This window comes from Corynebacterium sp. HMSC072A04 (genome assembly GCF_001809235.1).
Lineage (GTDB): Bacteria > Actinomycetota > Actinomycetes > Mycobacteriales > Mycobacteriaceae > Corynebacterium > Corynebacterium hiratae.
Map to the genome: position 1 here is coordinate 36199 of NZ_KV796806.1, position 17946 is coordinate 54144.

Sequence of the window (17946 nt, forward strand, 5' to 3'; positions counted from 1 at the left end):
CCAGTTGGACGAAACGGCAAGCTAGCACGTGCTTGGTTAACAGCATTCATGAGCCACGTACTGTAAACGCATGACTCAGGATGCTTTGAAACCTATATCGGAGTTGCCCCGTGGCGAGTTCGCCTTCCCTGGCCCGCTTCGCGACGCCCTCGTCACCGCCATCCTGGACGGCACCAAAACCACTACGTCATCCTTGCTGGTTGAGCACCCGCGCGGCCGCAACCCGCGCGAGGATGTGGGCACTCTTGAGGCCGTCCTCGACTCACACGACAACGTGGTGTGCGTCATCCGCACTACCGAGGTCCAGGTCCGCCGGCTCGCAGACGTCAGTGACGAGCACGCCATCGCCGAGGGCGAGGGCTACGCCGATGCCAGTGAATGGCGCGCCGGGCACGAGCAGTTCTGGCGCTCACCCGAGTTCGTTGAATACATCGGAGAGCTAGACATCAACGATGACACTCAGGTGGTGTGCCAGCGTTTTATCGTTGATGGGCGGTATCCGGTTAAGGCATTGGAGCCGTGGGATTCCTGAAGGGACATGCCCGCGGTCTAGGCGTTTTCGTAGCTCGTGCCCAGCGGTAAGCATCTGGACTATGAATGTTCATCTAGATTTTGCCTCAAGGTCGGGGAACCTCTAGCCGCGTTAGGCAGAATGTCTCTATGCGCAATCGTCACACCGTTCTTGCTTTAGCTGCTCTTCTTTCTCTCAACGCATCTAACGCTATCGCTGCTGAATCGGACCCAGTTCAGTCGACAGTAGCGACCGGAGACGTTGTCTACTTCCAGGACATGAAGGAGTTCGAGCCCCGAGCCTGGGATGACGGTAGCCACCAAGGTGGCATCGCCTACTTGGCAACTGCCCTCGAGAATATCCGCCAAGAAGAAGGCGACCCCATTGTCGCCTTTGGTGGAGAACTTGCTGCCGGCAGCCTATTCGGCTCAGTCTTTCGCGGTGAGCCATTCGTAGAGGCTTTTAACGAACTCGGTGTGGACGTTGGCAACTTTGGCAACCACGACTTTGATTACGGCGTGGACCATACTCGTAGCCTTATCGAAAAGGCTGAGTTTCCGTGGATTTCCAGCAATCTGACTACCCAGAATGGCGAGCCGATCAGCGAGGATGGGACCACCTTCACTGCTAAGTCCGGCGACCTCACCATCGGGTTTGTTTCTCTTACTGCTGACCTTGATCGAACGGTAGCTGCCAAGGACGTCGTGATGGGGGACTTCGCTGAATCCGCACGCGCCGGGGTTAACAAGCTCCAAGAAGAAGGCGTCGATGCAATCGTTTTGCTCAGCCAGATTTCAAAAGAAGACACCACTCAGGTGATGGAGCAGATTCCCGAGCTTGCAGCAGCGCTGCGTGAAGAAAACGAGGCACAATCACCGGAAGAGGTAACCTACACCGCAGATCGTCGGCCGATTGTCGCACCGCGCGCTGATTATGGAACTTTGGTTCACCTCGACATCACCGTTGACCGTTCCACGCAGAAGAGCACAGTGAAGGTGGTGAACCATCCGGTCAATCCATCGCTTAACGCTAACGAAGAGTGGAAGGCGCGCAGCGAGAAACTCTACGGCGAATTAGACCGTCAACTGGGCGAGCAACTTGGTACCGCGACGCAAGCTCTATCAAAAGCGGAACTAGGTCCGTTGGTAGCGGACGCGTACCGCGAACATTTCGATACCCAGCTCGGATGGCAGAACGGTGGCGGCCAGCGTGCTGACATGAAAGAAGGGACCTTGACCCGTCGCGATGCGCAATCGGTGCTTCCTTTCGGTAACTCACCAATCGCGATTCAAGCAACAGGCGCACAGATCAAGGATGCACTGGAAAAGGGTATTGAATCCAACCCGGACGGTGGAAACGGCTTCCCGCGAACTGCCGGATTCACGTTTGATTTCAACGCATCTGCGCCATTGGGTGAGCGCGTCACGGCGATAAAGCTCGATGATGGCACGTCAATGGACATGAATGCCACCTATTCACTAGCCATTAGCAACTACGTGGTAAACGGTGGCGACAAGATCGATTCATTCAGCGATGTGCGTGTTACTTCTACAGGCACGGCAATCGACGTCGATGTCTTCTCCGAGTACATCAAGCGGCATGGTGAGCTCTCACCTTTGAAGACTCCTGATGAGCCAAACGGCCCAGCAAACGGTGGGAAGACAGAAGAATCATCGATTGGATCTTCGCATGGCGCAGCCGTTGCCATCGGGGTGATTGCTGCACTGGCAGGAGCCTTCATCGCGGTTACTCCCAAGCCCGTACTGGACGGGATTGTTCGCTATCTGAAGACCTTCTTGCCGGGCACTTAGCAATTAGTTCTTTGGCCAGGCCGCTTCCTCTTGTGGGCAAGGCGTTCTATCTCGTTGTAGCCAACGAACCGCAGCGGCTCAGTGCTTTTGGGATTTCCTGAATTGCGTGAGGCCAACGAACAGCTGTTTGGCGCAACTTATCTCTTGTCCGGGGACTCCGATAAGTTAGTTGCTGTTGAATCTCTCTTGGACTCGCTCACTCTCTCGGAGGAATCGTGGCAATCACGCTAACTGAAGAATTTCGTCATGCTCTTGATTTAATCGGCGCAGGACGGAACGTTCTCATCTCAGGAAAGGCCGGAACCGGTAAGTCCACGCTGTTGCGGGAATTCCTTGAAAACACGGGGCACAAGGAAGTGCTCGTTACCGCTCCCACTGGTGTTGCTGCCTTGAACATCGAAGGTTTTACCATCCACCGAGCCTTTGGGTTTCGGCCATCGATGGTCCCTAGTGATCTAGAAAGGGGCGGTGCGTGGCGCCCGTCCACCGTGACGTGGGACGTGCTAAAGAAAACCGACATTCTCGTCGTGGACGAGATCTCGATGGTTCGTGCCGATCTCTTCGACATGATGGACCAGGCTCTTCGCCGTATCCGCAGGAATGGGAAGCCCTTTGGCGGAGTACAGCTCGTTCTCGTCGGTGACTTGTTGCAACTGCCACCTGTCGTTACTCCAAACGAAGCCGAGCTTTTCAACTCGGTGTGGGAAACCCCTTACTTCTTCTCCGCCCAGGTGTACACACAGCTCGACTTAGAAGAAGTCAACCTAACCCAGGTCTGGCGTCAGGCCGACCCAACGTTTATTGACCTTCTTAACGAAGTGCGTGAGGGAAGTGTCGGCGAAGAATCACTAGAAATTCTGAACCGTCTGGTTGTTCCTGATTTTGATGCGCCAGATGACTGGGTGACGCTGACGTCACGTAAGTCGACGGTGGCAAGGATTAACCGGCAAAAGCTAGCTAACCTTCCTGCAGCAAAGTTCGTCTCGGTTGCGGAAGGCACCGGCGAGCTTCCAGCCAATTCCTTTAGCGGTGAGGATGAACTTCACTATGCCGAGGGAGCGCGCGTCATGACCGTGATTAATGATCCGAAGGGCCGATTCGTCAACGGTAGTTTTGGCCAGATCGTGCGGGCTACTGAGCACGAGATCGATGTACGAATTGACGCGACTGGTGAAGTGGTCACCCTGACCCCGCACACCTGGGAAATTAACCGGCCAGGAGTTGATGGCTCGCGCTTGGTTAGTGAGACCATCGGAACAATCAGACAGTTCCCAGTCATCCTGGCTTGGGCCATCACCATCCATAAGAGCCAAGGTAAGACAATCCCGAAGCTCTACATCGACCTTGCCGGCGGTACCGCCACCGATGGTCAGTTTTATGTTGCGCTATCGCGCGCAGTTGATTTGGAGCATCTGCGCTTTTCTACTCCGGTGGAGCCTCGTCACATACGGGCTAACAACGCTCTTGTCCGTCGCGTCAGGCGCGAAGTAAGTAGCGGCGTCAATACGGACCGCGTGGTGCTCGTGTCTTTCAACGGCGTGAGCTTTGGCATGAGTGAGCACATCGCGCGCATTCATGCGATTGTGTATCACAACGGGACTCGGGTTGCGAGCTTTGGATCCTGGATTAATCCGATGGCGGACCTCGGAGAATTCGGGCAGCGCTACAGTGTTCCGGTGGGCGGGCTCGCAATGGCACCGACCTTGGGAGACTTCTGGCCGCTTCTCCTCCGTCAGGCACAAGGCGGCATCGTCGTAGGTGACCGCCTAGCCATGCTCGAGCGTGCCGTTCGCCACCAAGAAAAGGGCATGGATGTTGCGCTCGGAATCGGCTACGAGGTGGGGGACTTTAGCTTTGAACCCGAGGGTGATGACGTCGTCAGCCGGTGTGAGTCGATGGCGGTTGCCTATGAGAAGGGCACGATTGCTCCGTCACGTGGACAACTAGTTCCTCCCGCAGAACGAGAAACCGAAGGCGCAGTGCTTATTCCTTCCTGGGCACCGAAAGCGCCGATGACCCTGGACCAGTTGCAGGCCACGGATTCGGATAATGCGTGGGCAGCGATGTCTGGTGGCACCGTGATGCCGCGTTCATTCGCTGAAGTGGAAGAGTGCGCCGAGCTTCTCTCTGCATGGGCGGTATCAAGGGGCTTGTGGACGCAGGAGCTTTACGACGACATCCTGGCCCGCGTCGCACGCATCGATACTCGCACCGTGGAACTGCCAGCAGTCGAAAACACCACTGTGGATGTCCCGAGTCTCCTTGTTCCGGGAACCCGAGTAGCCTTCACCGGCCGTAACGAGCTCCTCGGCGGCCCCGCCGACGACGAGCGTCTCGACCGCATCTGCCGTATCCGCCGCCTTGAGTACAAGAAGGGAATGTCGAAGACACGGTGCGATTTACTCGTCGCCCGCGACGTGGCATCGATGTCTCGTAAAGCTCAAGCAGCTCGCGAGTTCGGGAAGCCGATCATCTCGCAGGAAGATTTCGAGTACTGGTACGAGCACGGCCCGTTCCTCGAAGCACCCGCCCCCGCAGCGGACACCGGAGCAGTAGTAGAGGAACCAGTCAGTGCTCCAGTGAAGGAAACTGAGGCTGCTCCGGCAGCCGCTGCTAACGGTTCGCATGTTGCGCAGGCAGCACACAATGTCGCGCGGGCCGCGGACGTCCTGACACCAGGTACCCGCGTAGCATTCCGTGGCTCCACCATCATTGATAATCAGCTTTACCCGCAAGGGCCGGTGCTTCAAGAATTCTGTGCGGGGCTGGGGCTGGTGTACAAGCAGTCCGTAACCAAGACGCGGTGTGATGTCCTTGTAACTGATGACCTCTCAGCCCAGGACGGCAAAGCAAGTCTTGCGGTGCGTTACAACAAACCACTGGTGAAGCGTGAAGACTTTGCCGCATGGGCGCAGGAGCAGCTGCGCCAGGAAGAGGAAGAAACGGACGTTATCGCGGCCGCGGCAGTCTCAGACCTGCAGGCAGATAATCCATTCATTGTGGACGACGAGCCGACAACCACTACGGAAACAGCAGGTCCGGTCACTAACGCGAATCCTGATCTGGAAGATGCCGCCGACTCCCTTTCTCCGCTCCAAGGCTGGAGCCCGTCTCATGCACCAGGGGAGCCAACACAGCACGCACAACAAGAACCGTCGCCTGCGCAACAGCCATCACCGTGGGCAGAGACGCCGCAGCAGCGTGAGCAGAACACACAGGATGAATCTTTATCTTGGTTCGTGGAACCGACGCCGAAGCAAGAATCTCCTTTCGCACCGGCACCATCAGTGGAGCCAGCTCAGCCGGTCCCAGAAACCTCTCAGCCGCGCAAGGAGAGAAAGTCCCCACGCTGGTTCAAACGCTCAGCTCTAGGTTTGCTTGCGTTGACTATCGCAATAATCGTGGGAGCAGTGGCTGGTGCCCCAGATGTGTTCCTTGGACTACTGATGCTGGCGTGGATGGTTGCGGCATTCGGCACCGTCCTCTTTGGCGCAGTTGCCCTTGTGACGTGGAAGCGCTAGGTGAAAACCGCCTCGACTAGACGGTTCTTCATCAGTCGAGGCGGTACACCTCGTAGTCATCCGGCACTCCTGCGCCGGGGACGTGCTGAAGTCCGAGTTTCAAGGCTAGGGCAATCGACGCCTCATTGGTGGGGTCGATGATGGCAACGACGGGGAGCTGCGGGAAACGTTCGCGCGCACTGGCAATTGCAGCGGCCGCTGCCTCCTTGGCATAGCCCCGGCCTTGCGATTCGGGTGCGAAACGGTAGTAGAGGTTGAGCACTTCCTCACCGGCTTCTTCGCTATGGCGCACACCAGTGAAACCAATAGTGGTGCCATCAAGCGTGGACACCACGTAGTAGCCCAACTGCTTATCCCTCCAGTTCTCTTGCCACGAGCGTGCCAGCTCTACGGCCTCATCCCTGGTCTTCATCGCCAGTTCAGGACGATGTTCGTAGGTACGGGCATCCGAGTGAATGGCAAAGATGGCATCAATATCGGCATCCGTAGGCACCGACAATGAAAGCCGTGGGGTCTGGAGGGCGAAATCTTGATTCATAGGGAGTCCTTTCATTGAGATTTACAGGACTCCCAGGCTATCCAATCACCCGGTGAAATCCCTTCAATTCCCATCAAACGCATCTGCTTAGTGTCCACTAAACGAGGGGTCTTCACGATCAGCACGCATGTAATACATGTGCATGCAGTGAAGGACTATCTGTCCAGGGGACGTGGCCGATTTTCCTCCCCTCTTCGTCGAGGAGCACTCCCGCCCTCTTGTGGTGCTGCAGGAGGATGCTGCGGCTGACTACGCGAGTCGGTAAGCCGCGGACTACGTCAGATTCCACTTCGTTGGCTTGGCTGAAGGACCTTAGCCATAAAATGACGTAGAGGTTTGCTTCCCCACCTACCAGTGTTGTGCACAAGCGCGCGTCTGGAAAGGTCTTAATCTTCGTGACTACCTCGTCGAGCTTAGCCGGCGGGACCAGCAGCCATAGGGCCAGCACTCCAGGCCATTCGTCGTGGAGCGGTGCAGCCTCCACTCGCTGGATAAGAACCCGCCGCGAGAGAAACTGTTTAACAATCCGCCGGGCCTGTGGGTCACCGAGCCCCAAAGATGAAGCAATACGCGAGGCGCCGGCTCGTCCATCGCATTCCAACACACGAAGCGTCTTTTCCACACGTTCGTCGAACTCTACTTCCGGGAACTTGTAAAGATTGGGTGATTTTTCGATTCGGCCAAGGGTGCCGCTGCTCCACTGAGCACCTTCAAGCTGGACATCCGACATTAGTGAAATGATTAGTTCGGATATGCCTTCGACCTGACCTATGGACACATTGAGTACTGGGCGCACGCGGCTCTTGTTAGGAACAAAGACTATGAGCTGAATCTGGTACGCGCCGGTCATCTCACTTACCGACATCACTTCTGGGACCTGACAAAGTTGCTTGGCGACTGCCTCTACGAACCCTGGCTGGCACTTGACCCGCACGCTGAAGCACATCAACCCCCGGACCCTATTTGGGTAGGTAGCGATCCAGCCAGCTCCCGACTTCACCAGAGCGTGCCAATGTCGCCTCACCGTGGGGCCGCTTACCCCAATTGTCCGCGCGATTTCCGCCCAGGGCGCGCGGGGATTGCGCTGAAGGGCATCAAATAACGCGAAGTCCAATTCCGACATCATGGTCTTTCCAGGATCTATCCCAGAGTCCATACCGAACATATTCTCCTGTTTCTAAACGTCATTCAAACAAGTAGAGCTTCCAGAAAGTTTATTTAAATAACATACCTCGACAATGTGATCCATGGCATTAACTCGCGTGGATTGCATCTATGTCTCATTTTCATTCGTCAAGGAGTTCCATGTTTGAGCAAGAGCAGTCTTCGACCAATATCAAGGACTTGGTAGATTCGCTGCAATGCTACGCCAACGAATTTGCCGACAACCTCGCCGACGTTGCCAAGGATCTGTGGGATCACCCTGAAATCCGTTTCACCGAGTACCACGCCGCTAAGCGCCTTACCGCTGAGTTAGAGGACGCCGGGTTCGAAGTCACCCGCGGTTTCGGAGGCCTGGAAACGGCCTTTGTCGGCAAATGGTCTTCGGCCAGTGCAACCGCCGACTCGCCAACACTGGCAGTCTTTTGTGAGTACGACGCCTTGGAAGAGGTAGGCCACGCCTGCGGCCACAACATCATCGCAGCAAGCGGCTTGGGCGCAGCGAAAATCGCAAAGGCAGATTTGGAAGCCGATGGGAAGACGGGCGCTCACTTGGTGGTTATCGGCAGCCCCGGTGAAGAGGGCGGGGCAGGTAAGGTCCCGTTGATCGAGAATGGGGTGCTCGAGGGGGTTGACTACGCCGTAATGATCCACCCGAGCAACGAGGAGAAGGTCGGGGGAGGGAGCCTTGCTCGCGTCGCTCTCGATGTTGAGTTCAAGGGCAAGGCCAGCCATGCCGCGGCTGCGCCGGAAGACGGACGTAACGCACTCGACGCAGCAACTCTCTCGCTAAATGCGATCGGCCTTCTCCGCCAGCAGATCAAGGATGATATTAGGATCCACTCGATCATCACTAACGGTGGGCAAGCACCAAATGTAATTCCCGAGCTAACCGGAATTCGGACTTTCGTGCGTGGATCGGACTCCGATTATCTTCTCGAGAACGTTGTTCCGCGCGTTAAGAATTGCTTCGAAGCTGGCGCTCTTGCCACCGACTGCACTGTGAGCATCACCTCGACTACTCCGGCCTACCTTTCGCTGAAGTCGAACCCAGCTCTGGTCACCATCGCTGAAGCAGCGTTTTCGGCTGTTGGGCGCCAGACTACTCCGAACGAACTGTTCTCTGGGTCTACAGACATGGGCAACGTTAGCCAAGTAGTCCCCGCTATCCACCCAATGATCCGCTTGACCCAGGATGCCCCGCCTCATACCCGTGAGTTCGCAGCAGCTGCCGATGGTCCTGATGCAAAGAAAACGATCATCGACGGCGCTTTGATTCTCGCCGCCACCTTGCTAGCCGGTTTCCGCGACCCCGAAGTCGTGGAAGAAGCGAAGCGAACTTTCAACGAATAACACCCCAGCAAACTAAGTAAGGAGTGGCTATGTCTAGCGCTAGCTCCCACTCATCGCCGGTCACCCAAGAAAGTGCGGAAAAGTCATCCACACGCTCGACTCGTCAGTTTGGTCGAGATGTTCTCCGTACGATCGAGAAGGTCGGCAATGCCTTGCCAGATCCCTTCCTGCTTTTTGTAATTCTGGCGTTAGCAGTCATGGTGATGTCTGCGATAGGCCATGCTTTCGGAGGTTCGGTCACCCACCCAGGAACCGGGGAAGACGTCCATATTCGTAGCCTTCTGTCGGGTGAAGGCATCGAGTACATCCTGACTTCGATGCTGGAGAACTTCACCGGTTTTGCGCCCCTGGGACTAGTCCTAGCCGTGATGCTCGGCATTGGCTTGACCGAGCAGGTCGGCTACATTCAGCACGCCGTGCAAAAGACCGTTCGTCGAGTGCCCTTCGCGGCCCTCCCTTACGCGGCGGTTTTCATTGGAGTGATCGGCAACCTCGCTTCCGACGCTGCGATGGTTGTCATCCCGCCCTTGATCGGGATCGTCTTTCACCACGCGGGAAGAAATCCCATTGCCGGTGTCGCTGCAGGCTTCGCCGGTGCGGGCATTGGTTTCACCGCAAACCTCTTTGTTGCCGGTACTGATGCACTGCTTGCGGGAATTACCACCGAAGCCGCGAGAATTGTCGACCCAGAGGCGCATGTAACAGCCGTTGCAAACTGGTACTTCAACGTTGTGTGCGTCTTTGCCCTTACGCTCGTTGGAGGACTCGTCACTACCTATGTCACCGAAAAGCGCCTCGGTAAGTACGAAGGTTCAATAAACGCCGAGGAGCTAGAGGAAGAGACAAAGGAAAGCGACAGAGCCCTGCTATTTTCTTCTGTCCTGGGGACGGCGTACATCGTACTAATTGCGGTAGTCGTATTGCTCCCCGATAGCCCACTCCGGGGCGAAAACGGGGCAATCATCGATTCCCCGTTCATGTCGGGCATCATTCCGATCATACTCGGCTTCTTTATGCTCCTCGGCACTAGTTACGGCATCCTGATGGGGAAGATTAAGGACTCCAAGGATCTGTCGTCATATATGGCAGAAGGTATCTCCGGAATGTCCGGCTACATTGTAATGGTCTTTGCCATCGCGCAATTCATCAAGTACTTCGAGTGGTCGAACATCGGTATCTGGCTAGCGGTCAACGGTAGTGATTTCTTAAAAGAAATTGGTTTTACCGGAATCTTCCTGATTATCGGATACATCGTGTTCACAGCCCTGCTCAACCTGATCATTCCGTCAGGCAGCGCCAAGTGGGCATTGGAAGCGCCGGTTTTTGTTCCACTCTTTATGCAATTGGGTTATCACCCTGGCTTCATCCAGGCGGCCTATCGTATGGGCGATTCCTCCGCGAACATGGTGACACCGGTATCCCCTTACCTACCGATCGTCCTGGGGTATATCCGTCGGTACGACAAGAGTGCGGGTGTGGGCACATATATCAGCATCATGCTGCCCTATACGATTGCGTTCTTCTGTACCTTCTTGGCCGTCTTCCTTGTATTCTTCGCGTTAGAAATACCCTATGGCCCAGGCGTGACCGCTCACCTGTAGTAAGACAGCGTGGTGTAGTAAAATACCGAACGATAGATCCCCGGTCGGGCCTCTTCCCCTTGTAGGGAACGCATAAATGACCGGGGCCTTTCGTTCTCACGGAGACGTGGACATATTCCAAAAAAATTGCCTGAGCTGCGAACAACAAGTTGAGTTTCTCCGTCAACGCGGCATGCGCATCGACGACAGTGCAACTGCAGTCGAGCTTCTCTCACGGGTTAACTACTTTCGTTTATCCGGGTATTTCCGGTATTTGCAGCTCGTGTTTACCCAATCTGCACGCGTGTGGTGCAATCAATCTTGGCGTAGGGTCGTCCCTTCTTGTCAATACTGGTCATTGCGTAGTTTCCGTTGTAGGCGCGGCAACCGGTGTAGTTGTCCACCGGATTGCTAGGTGCCGGTGCGGCTGGTGCCTGGTAGGCGGGTGCTGCTTGCTGGGCCTCCTGCTCCGCGCGACGGGCAGTCTCCGCAGCCTTGCGTGCTGCTTCTTCCTCGGCGCGCTTCTTCTCGCGTTCCTCATTGGCGGAGGAGATTTCGCGATCCAAAGATTCTTTTCGCTCAGTGGCGTCCTTCTTCAGTTCGTCGAGAAGCTTTGCTTGCTCCTTGCCAAACGCTTCCTTCTGGAACTCAGACTGTTCCGCCATGGCCTTCTCCAGCTTGGTTACGGCTAATTTCGCGATGGCTAGACGGGTGGCATGGCTACGAGCCTTGTCGAGCTGCTCGTCGTTCCACATGTCATTGAAGTGGAACTGCCGCGCCTCATACACGGCGGAGCGTGCGTCCTGGAAGGACTGGTAGGCGCTGTCGTCGCCAAAGCTGCATTCCGGACCGGCCGAGTTGATGCCCTTGCCCGCAGCACGGGCTCGGTCGGCAGCGGCAGAGACCTCCGAGAAGAAGCGGGTGTTGCTGCCCACTTTCATCGGCACTGCGAAACCTTCCTCAGCAACGGAGGCGTTGATGAGCGAACTTTCCTTGAATACACCGGCCAGCGTGCGGCCATACTTGTCCTCGCGCTCATCGTCGTACTCCAGCGTCACTACCGTGCCTACTGGCAGCAGGCCTGCCAAGTATTGCTTTGCTTCCTCGGCCAAGCACTCCTTGCCCATCTCAGGCGTATCGATGTTGAGCAGGCGAATACGCGTGGTCTCACCATCCTGCGCTACATCGATGGTGTCGCCATCGATGACGTTTTGGACCGTAATGACGTCATCGGAAGAGTCCGGCCCTAATACGGCATAGGCACCGTAGCTCACTCCACCGGCGGCTAAGAGCCCAGCGACAACCTTGAAAAATCCCATATCAGGAACCCCACGAGAGAAAGAAAGTAACAAGAACATCAGGAGTATACATGCCTGTATTAGGGGGTGTTCCTATATAGTTTGTCAACCTTGCGGCGTCCGGCCCTGCTTGCAGCTGTTTTGTCCACTTCCGGTTCTCTCGGTCGCGGCACGCAAGGGCGAGTCGAACGCGCCTACAGTCACGTGTTGGCAGGCGCACATTCACAATCGTAAGGCGCGCCATCATAACCAAGCGGTCGACTTTTTGCCGAGGCTAAAAACTGATTGGCATCGTACTGCTAGCAGGCCCATGGCTCTAGGTAAGGTGCCCCCGCTCCACTGTTCCAAGGAAGAGGGGAGTGTGGAAGGCGGAGAGCTTGAACTAGGCAACGAGCTGTAAGCGGAGTTCTTTTCGCTGGAAGGAACTGCATCACAATCCTAGGAGACGTATGATGTCTTATGACTCTAATACGAAGGCGAAGAGGAAGGTTTCCAAACATGACTGCAAGCACACAGCTCCTGCGCGGTGTTGTACCACCGCTGCTGACCCCGTTTAATGAGGACTACTCCGTCGACACCGATACCCTCAAGCGCCAGGCTGAACGCCTTATTAAGGCTGGCGTTCATGGCCTGTTCGTGCTCGGCTCCTCAGGTGAGGTAGCTTTCCTCACCCGAGAGCAGCGCAAGGAAGTCATCGCAACGGTGGTGGAACAGGCTCAAGGGCGCGTTCCGGTCATCGCCGGCGTGATTGACATGACGGCTCCGCGAGTAATCGAGCACATTGAAGATGCCGTCGCGCTCGGGGTGCAAGGGCTAGTTGCTACTGCCCCTTTTTATGTTCGTACTCATGATGTAGAAATTGCTGAGCACTTCCGGCTTCTCCATGCAGCCGCGCCAGAGACCCCCATCTACGCGTACAACATTCCGGTCAGCGTTCACTCCGTGCTGGATATCGCTACTCTTATTTCTCTGGCCAAGGAAGGCGTTATCGCTGGTGTCAAGGATTCCGGCGGCAATGATGGATACACGCGTGCTCTGATTAGCGCCCGCGACAAGGCTGGGGTGAAAGACTTTGTAGTCTTGACCGGCTCGGAAACTACGGTCGACTTTGCTTACCTGGCAGGTGCCGATGGCGTGGTACCTGGTCTGGGCAACGTGGACCCAGTTTCCTACGTGAAGCTGCATGAGCTCCTAGTGGACGGAGCGTATGCAGAGGCTGCGGAATTGCAGTCTAAGATTTGTGATCTTTTCACCATCGTTGGTGTTGGTGACGGCACGCGCATGGGCGGAAGCTCGCAGGGTCTCGGCAGTTTCAAGGCAGCGCTTCACCATCTGGGCGTATTCCCGTCGGGGCTGATGTCCCGTCCGCATGTCGCTCTGAATGATGAGGAGCTGGCCAAGATTCATGACATCGTCGATGCCGCTCAGGTGATCGAACCTTAATTCCTCTGGACTACGACGAAACGAGTGAAGAGTGACTAGTACCCTTGCGCTTGATGTCGGTGCAACCAAGATTGGTTGGGGCTTCGTGGCTGATGAGGACCCAACACAAGCAGTAGCGCTGGGAAAGATACCTACCCAGCCGGCCGGGGCTTCGCCACAGGAGCAGATCCAGAAAGCCATTCAGCTGGCGTTGGAGGAATCGGGTATCACTCCGGCGCGAATCGGCATTGGCTCGCCAGGAGTCATTAAAGCTCCCGAAGGGCTCGTCACCTACAACGGAGACACCATTAAGAACTGGGCTGGCACCAACCTTCGTGAGGTCGCGAAAGAGGTTGTTGATCTCCCGTGTGCTGTTCATAACGATGTGCGAGTCTGGGCGTACGGAGAGTTGATGCTCGGAGCCGCGAGGGATTTTCAGTCAGGCAGAGTCCTGTACCTTTCGTTGGGGACTGGTGTCGGTGGTGCGGTAAGCGATAACGGGATTTTGCTTAGCGGACCTACCGGATCGGCTGGAGAGTTTTCGGAACTCTTGTGTGCTGATTTCCGGGGCTTTGCAAACCGCGCCGAGAACATCATGAGCGGCAATAGTCTGGCTGCGTATTACGAAGAATTTTCTGCGAACCCCGCAAGCGAACGGGTGCAGTGGAAGGAAAGGGCCCAGTTAGCGCTCCCCCTTGAAAAGGTCGTGGAAAGAATGAACCAGGGAGACGAACTCGCTTCCCGGATTATTCGAGGGAATTCCTATGGCCTTGGCCGAGCTGTGGCGGGTCTTGTTTCAGGGCTCGATCTCGATGCCGTTGTCTTGGGCGGCGGTGTGTGCCAGATTGGGGCCGCTGTGGAAGAACCATTCCGTCAGGCCATTGAGGATTTCGCATTGAAGCCGAATCGCTCCGTTGCAATTCGGGTTACTGAATCTCCGGCGACAGCACCGTTAGTGGGTGCAGCGGCTTTTGCTCGAGACAACGCTTTTTAGCACCGTTTATCTGCGGTATTTCCAGAAGAAGGCTCAGGTATATGTTTAGGTTTAAGAGTAGTGAACTGGCGGACCGCCGAGAAGAAGTTCACGGCATGATTCGGAACTCGGTGATTGTCTCGGTGCAAGCGCCAGATGGTCACCCAATGCGCGATACCCACACCTTGACGCATGTCGCCCGTGCGTGTGTTGAGGGCGGAAGCCGCGCAATCCGGTGTGGCGGGTATGGCGGCATCGAGGATGTCGAGGCAATCGCAGCCGCAGTAGATGTACCAGTTTTCGGCCTAACAAAGGAGGGGAGTGAGGGGGTTTATATCACCCCTACTGTTGAGTCCGTGCGCCGATTGGCTGAGGCGGGGGCAGCTGTTGTCTGTGCGGATGCTACGGATCGCCCTAGGCCTGATGGCTCAAGCTTCTCTGACCTTGTCGCGGAGTGCCACCGGTTGAATGTTTTGTCGATGGCTGACTGTTCTACCCCGGAAGAAATGCAGCGGGCGCACCAAGCAGGTGCAGATATCATTTCAACGACGCTGGCTGGCTATACAGAGTTCCGGAGCAAGACCGAAGGTCCAGATCTTGAATGCTTGGCAGAGGGGCGACGGCTCTGCGGTGAGGATGCCTTTGTAATCGGCGAAGGAAGGTTTGCCTCGCGCGATGATGTGGCTGCAGGAAAGCGCGCCGGCGCCGACGCAATCATCATTGGCACTGCCATTACAGACCCTGCGTGGATTACGCGGAGCTTTAATAGCTGACACGGACTGTCACAGCGAAGTCAGCAGGGGCTCGTAATGCCTGATTACAGACTCTTGGTACTTCTTCAGATCTTTATTCTGTAGGGCATCGACGATGTCTTGGTGCGCGCGAACCGTTCTGCTGAAGTCCTGTGGTTCTTCTATTTTGCGAAGTGGAATGACGTTCATGTGCACCTGCCAGAAGGCATCATTGAGCTCACGGATAATCGGGTTATCTATTTCGGAAAGCAGAACCTGATGAAACTCCCGATCCTCCTCGGCAAAGTTGAGACCTTGCTCCCGCTTGGCTGACATCTTTTCAACGATGGCGCTCAACTGATCTAGCTTGGAGGGATCGGGTTTGGTAGTGATTTCTTGCCCGATAGAAAGATCAATTGCCTGCCGAATCTCCACCACATTGCGAAGCGTTTCAAGGTTGTCGTCAGCGTCGAGAGTCGCGCGAAAAATGAGGCCTTGAACTAGGGCTTTGAGTGACGTGCCGGAGACAAACGTTCCTGTTCCATGCCTGACTTCGACGATATCTAACGTCGTTAGGATTCTGATGGCTTCTCGGACGGAGGAGCGAGAGAAGCCGAGTTCCGCACAGAGCTCAGATTCGGTTGGCAAAGTGTCCCCAGGCTTAAGCGCATTGTCCCGAATAAATTGTTTGATGCCTTCTACAGCCTGCTGTGTGGTTGAGGCAGGGCGATGCTCGGCTTCACTGAATCCCCATGTTCCGGTGTGCACTGGTTAATCCCTCTTTTCTTTCCGATCCATCTTAAGCCTCCCACGTTGGCGGGGTTCTCAAAGGATGAGCGCTGCTGGGGGAGGAGCACTTCGCTCTGATGATCAGGGGTAGACGGCTTTATCTTAAATCCCTTCACACATCAGACGTCTGATGTATTGTATCTTTCAACATGCTTTGTTGCACAGACGAATTGGAGAGTGATTTAGCTCTCTGCACTGAAAGCCCTGAAGGGAAGGTCAAATGCAATCGTTCGGAACACTCAACTGGATAGTTCTGATCCTCTATCTCCTGGGAATGCTTCTTGTCGGCGCCTATTTTGCGCGCAGGGCCGGAAGTGATCAGGACGAATTCTTCAAAGCGGGTGGCAGGATTCCTGGCTGGGCAGCGGGATTTTCTATCTATGCCACGACGCTGTCTGCCATCACATTCATGTCGACGCCGGAAAAGGCATATCTGACTGACTGGGCCTACTCGGCTGGAAACCTCGCAATTTTTGCGATTGTTCCAATCTTGATTGGTTACTACGTCCCATTCTTTAGGAAGCTGGATGTCACGACGGCATACGAATACCTTGAGGAGAGGTTCTCTGTTGTCCTCCGAGTTCTCGGCTCGCTCCTTTTCGTTCTTTATCACGTCGGGCGCATCGCCATCGTTATCTATTTGCCTACGTTGGCAATCACGTCGGTGGCAGATATCAACCCGCTGGTCGTCGCCGCGTTTGTAGGCGCTCTTTGTATTGTGTACACCTTCCTGGGAGGCATGGAAGGCGTGATTTGGTCTGATGTGATTCAAGGCATCCTGCTGCTGGCTGGCGCCGCAGCGGTAGTGCTGACGGCCATGGCCATGACTCCCGATGGATTTAGCGGTGCGGTGGTTAACGCCGCTGAAGAAGGAAAGTTCTACTCAGCGGACAACTTCACCACGAATGCAGTCTTCTCCTCGATACCATTCATCTTTATCGGAAATGTACTGAACAGCTTGCACCAGTACACCTCTTCTCAGGACGTCGTTCAGCGCTACCAAACGACTCCCACGATTCAAGCGACGAAGAAGTCTCTCATCGTCAACGGAATTCTGGCGCTGATAACTATTCCGCTGTTCTACGGGATGGGAACGGCTTTGTATAACTTCTACGAAGCGAAGGGTGGTCTGCCTGAAGGAGTCAACACTTCTGCTGTAGTGCCGTATTTCATTCTTTCGGAGCTGCCTGCAGGCATTGCTGGACTCTTGATTGCTGCCATCTTGGCGGCTGCGCAATCGACAATTTCTTCTTCGCTCAACTCGATTTCCGCGTGCGTTGCCGTGGATATCTATAACCGCTTCTCCCCGAAGGAAGCGTCGGTTACTTTCTCTCGCCTGGTCATCATCGTTGCCGGAACCTTCGGATTGGCCGTTGCACTGTATCTCATCATTACCAACCAGTCGGACCTGTGGGACCTGTTCCTCGCGATTACTGGTCTTTTTGGAGTTCCGCTCACTGCGGTATTTGTCTTGGGTATCTTTACGAAGTCCGCAAATTCCAATGGTGTTCTCATCGGGCTCCTGTGCGGTGCGATTGCTGCGTATTTCGCTGGAAAGCTGGACCAAGGCCCATTCTTGGTCTCGATTGTCGCCTTCGTAGGAACTCTCGTTATCGGCTACCTGGCATCCTTCATCTTCAGGAAATCTGACCATCACGACATCACGGGCTTGACTATTTACGGAAAGGACCTTGAATACACGCGGCGCAGTGTCAATCAAATACCCGTTGCGCAAAGTGAGTAAGCAATACGAATAGGCTGCCGCTAGGCTTGGTTCGTGTGTACCCCGAAAGCAACTGAAGGAAACACAATGACCACACCCGATATCGAGGTTGACTACGACTCCGTCGATTCGATTCTGGATGTAATCGGTCGATGCCTACGCGTGGACCGCAAACTCAATCAGCGTACACCGTGGGATGGCTTTGTGGTCGTGTCCGGTTACGAGCAGGGGCACGCGGCGCACCAAGCATGGCGGTTTGTCGGTGATAAGACTCTGATCACCACGGTGTCCTCACTCAACCCAGCGTTCAACCGTACGCTGATCGCACGGTTGCGAGAGCTCACCGCCGATCCGGAACGTGGTGAGTGGCAGACCTGGATCGCGCGGTACGATCTTGCCTCCGATAGCTTCGACCACACATTCCTGTGGCCCGGAGAGGACGAAGGCTTTAACGTTCTCGCCTATGACACTCCGATGTCCACGATCGAAACCCTGAACCCAGCCCATCACGCTGAATAAACCCATGGCGCAACTG

General features: G+C 55.5%; 14 protein-coding genes. 10 read left to right on the plus strand and 4 right to left on the minus strand.

Translation table 11 applies throughout. The features are described 5' to 3' along the window. Positions 1-70: 70 nt before the first annotated feature. The 3 genes from HMPREF2565_RS10360 (at position 71) to HMPREF2565_RS10370 (ending at position 5843) form a co-directional block, all read left to right on the plus strand. A complete protein-coding gene (locus tag HMPREF2565_RS10360; RefSeq protein ID WP_071407299.1) occupies positions 71-532 on the plus strand; it encodes an ASCH domain-containing protein in 462 nt (153 codons plus the stop codon). A 128-nt stretch (positions 533-660) separates the two neighbouring features. Then, the gene (locus HMPREF2565_RS10365; RefSeq protein ID WP_084738733.1) at positions 661-2322 is read left to right on the plus strand and encodes a bifunctional metallophosphatase/5'-nucleotidase; all 1662 of its coding nucleotides are present in this window, start codon (positions 661-663) and stop codon (positions 2320-2322) included. Positions 2323-2537: 215 nt separating this feature from the next. Next, positions 2538-5843 (plus strand): AAA family ATPase, encoded by a 3306-nt coding sequence (locus HMPREF2565_RS10370; RefSeq protein WP_071407301.1) that lies wholly within the window; start codon positions 2538-2540, stop codon positions 5841-5843. A 31-nt stretch (positions 5844-5874) separates the two neighbouring features. On the opposite strand, the gene HMPREF2565_RS10375 is transcribed toward HMPREF2565_RS10370, so the two are convergent. After that, entirely contained in the window at positions 5875-6381 is a 507-nt protein-coding gene (locus HMPREF2565_RS10375; protein WP_070821544.1) for a GNAT family N-acetyltransferase, read from the minus strand. A gap of 118 nt (positions 6382-6499) precedes the next feature. Further along, the gene (locus tag HMPREF2565_RS10380) at positions 6500-7546 is read right to left on the minus strand and encodes an Lrp/AsnC family transcriptional regulator (protein ID WP_071407302.1); all 1047 of its coding nucleotides are present in this window, start codon (positions 7544-7546) and stop codon (positions 6500-6502) included. 140 nt (positions 7547-7686) lie between these two features. Between HMPREF2565_RS10380 and HMPREF2565_RS10385 the strand changes: the two genes are divergently transcribed. Both HMPREF2565_RS10385 and HMPREF2565_RS10390 read left to right on the plus strand, forming a co-directional pair. Then, entirely contained in the window at positions 7687-8895 is a 1209-nt protein-coding gene (locus HMPREF2565_RS10385; protein WP_168162663.1) for a M20 family metallopeptidase, read from the plus strand. Between the two features lie 29 nt (positions 8896-8924). Beyond that, positions 8925-10496 (plus strand): AbgT family transporter, encoded by a 1572-nt coding sequence (locus HMPREF2565_RS10390; protein ID WP_049155923.1) that lies wholly within the window; start codon positions 8925-8927, stop codon positions 10494-10496. 266 nt (positions 10497-10762) lie between these two features. On the opposite strand, the gene HMPREF2565_RS10395 is transcribed toward HMPREF2565_RS10390, so the two are convergent. Next, entirely contained in the window at positions 10763-11794 is a 1032-nt protein-coding gene (locus tag HMPREF2565_RS10395) for a thermonuclease family protein (protein ID WP_065422039.1), read from the minus strand. A 477-nt stretch (positions 11795-12271) separates the two neighbouring features. Between HMPREF2565_RS10395 and HMPREF2565_RS10400 the strand changes: the two genes are divergently transcribed. Genes HMPREF2565_RS10400 through HMPREF2565_RS10410 form a run of 3 tightly spaced genes read left to right on the plus strand, consistent with a single transcriptional unit; the run spans position 12272 to position 14941 of the window. After that, positions 12272-13216 carry a dihydrodipicolinate synthase family protein gene (locus tag HMPREF2565_RS10400; protein WP_070680795.1) on the plus strand — a complete coding sequence of 315 codons (945 nt, stop codon included), beginning with the start codon at positions 12272-12274 and terminating at the stop codon, positions 13214-13216. Between the two features lie 31 nt (positions 13217-13247). Next, positions 13248-14189, plus strand: a complete 942-nt coding sequence (locus HMPREF2565_RS10405) for an ROK family protein (RefSeq protein ID WP_070680792.1) — start codon at positions 13248-13250, stop codon at positions 14187-14189. Positions 14190-14230: 41 nt separating this feature from the next. Further along, the gene (locus HMPREF2565_RS10410; RefSeq protein ID WP_071407303.1) at positions 14231-14941 is read left to right on the plus strand and encodes an N-acetylmannosamine-6-phosphate 2-epimerase; all 711 of its coding nucleotides are present in this window, start codon (positions 14231-14233) and stop codon (positions 14939-14941) included. A 9-nt stretch (positions 14942-14950) separates the two neighbouring features. Here HMPREF2565_RS10410 and HMPREF2565_RS10415 read toward each other — a convergent pair whose 3' ends face one another. Next, on the minus strand, positions 14951-15667 hold the full coding sequence (locus HMPREF2565_RS10415; RefSeq protein ID WP_070680786.1) for a FadR/GntR family transcriptional regulator: 717 nt from the start codon (positions 15665-15667) through the stop codon (positions 14951-14953). A gap of 241 nt (positions 15668-15908) precedes the next feature. Here HMPREF2565_RS10415 and HMPREF2565_RS10420 point away from each other — a divergent pair, with 241 nt between their 5' ends. Together HMPREF2565_RS10420 and HMPREF2565_RS10425 are read left to right on the plus strand one after the other, a co-directional pair. Continuing rightward, positions 15909-17432, plus strand: coding sequence for a sodium:solute symporter family protein (locus HMPREF2565_RS10420; protein WP_071407304.1), 1524 nt, complete (start codon positions 15909-15911; stop codon positions 17430-17432). Between the two features lie 66 nt (positions 17433-17498). Further along, complete coding sequence (locus HMPREF2565_RS10425) at positions 17499-17930, plus strand: hypothetical protein (protein WP_070680784.1); 432 nt, start codon at positions 17499-17501, stop codon at positions 17928-17930. The last annotated feature ends 16 nt before the right edge of the window (positions 17931-17946 follow it).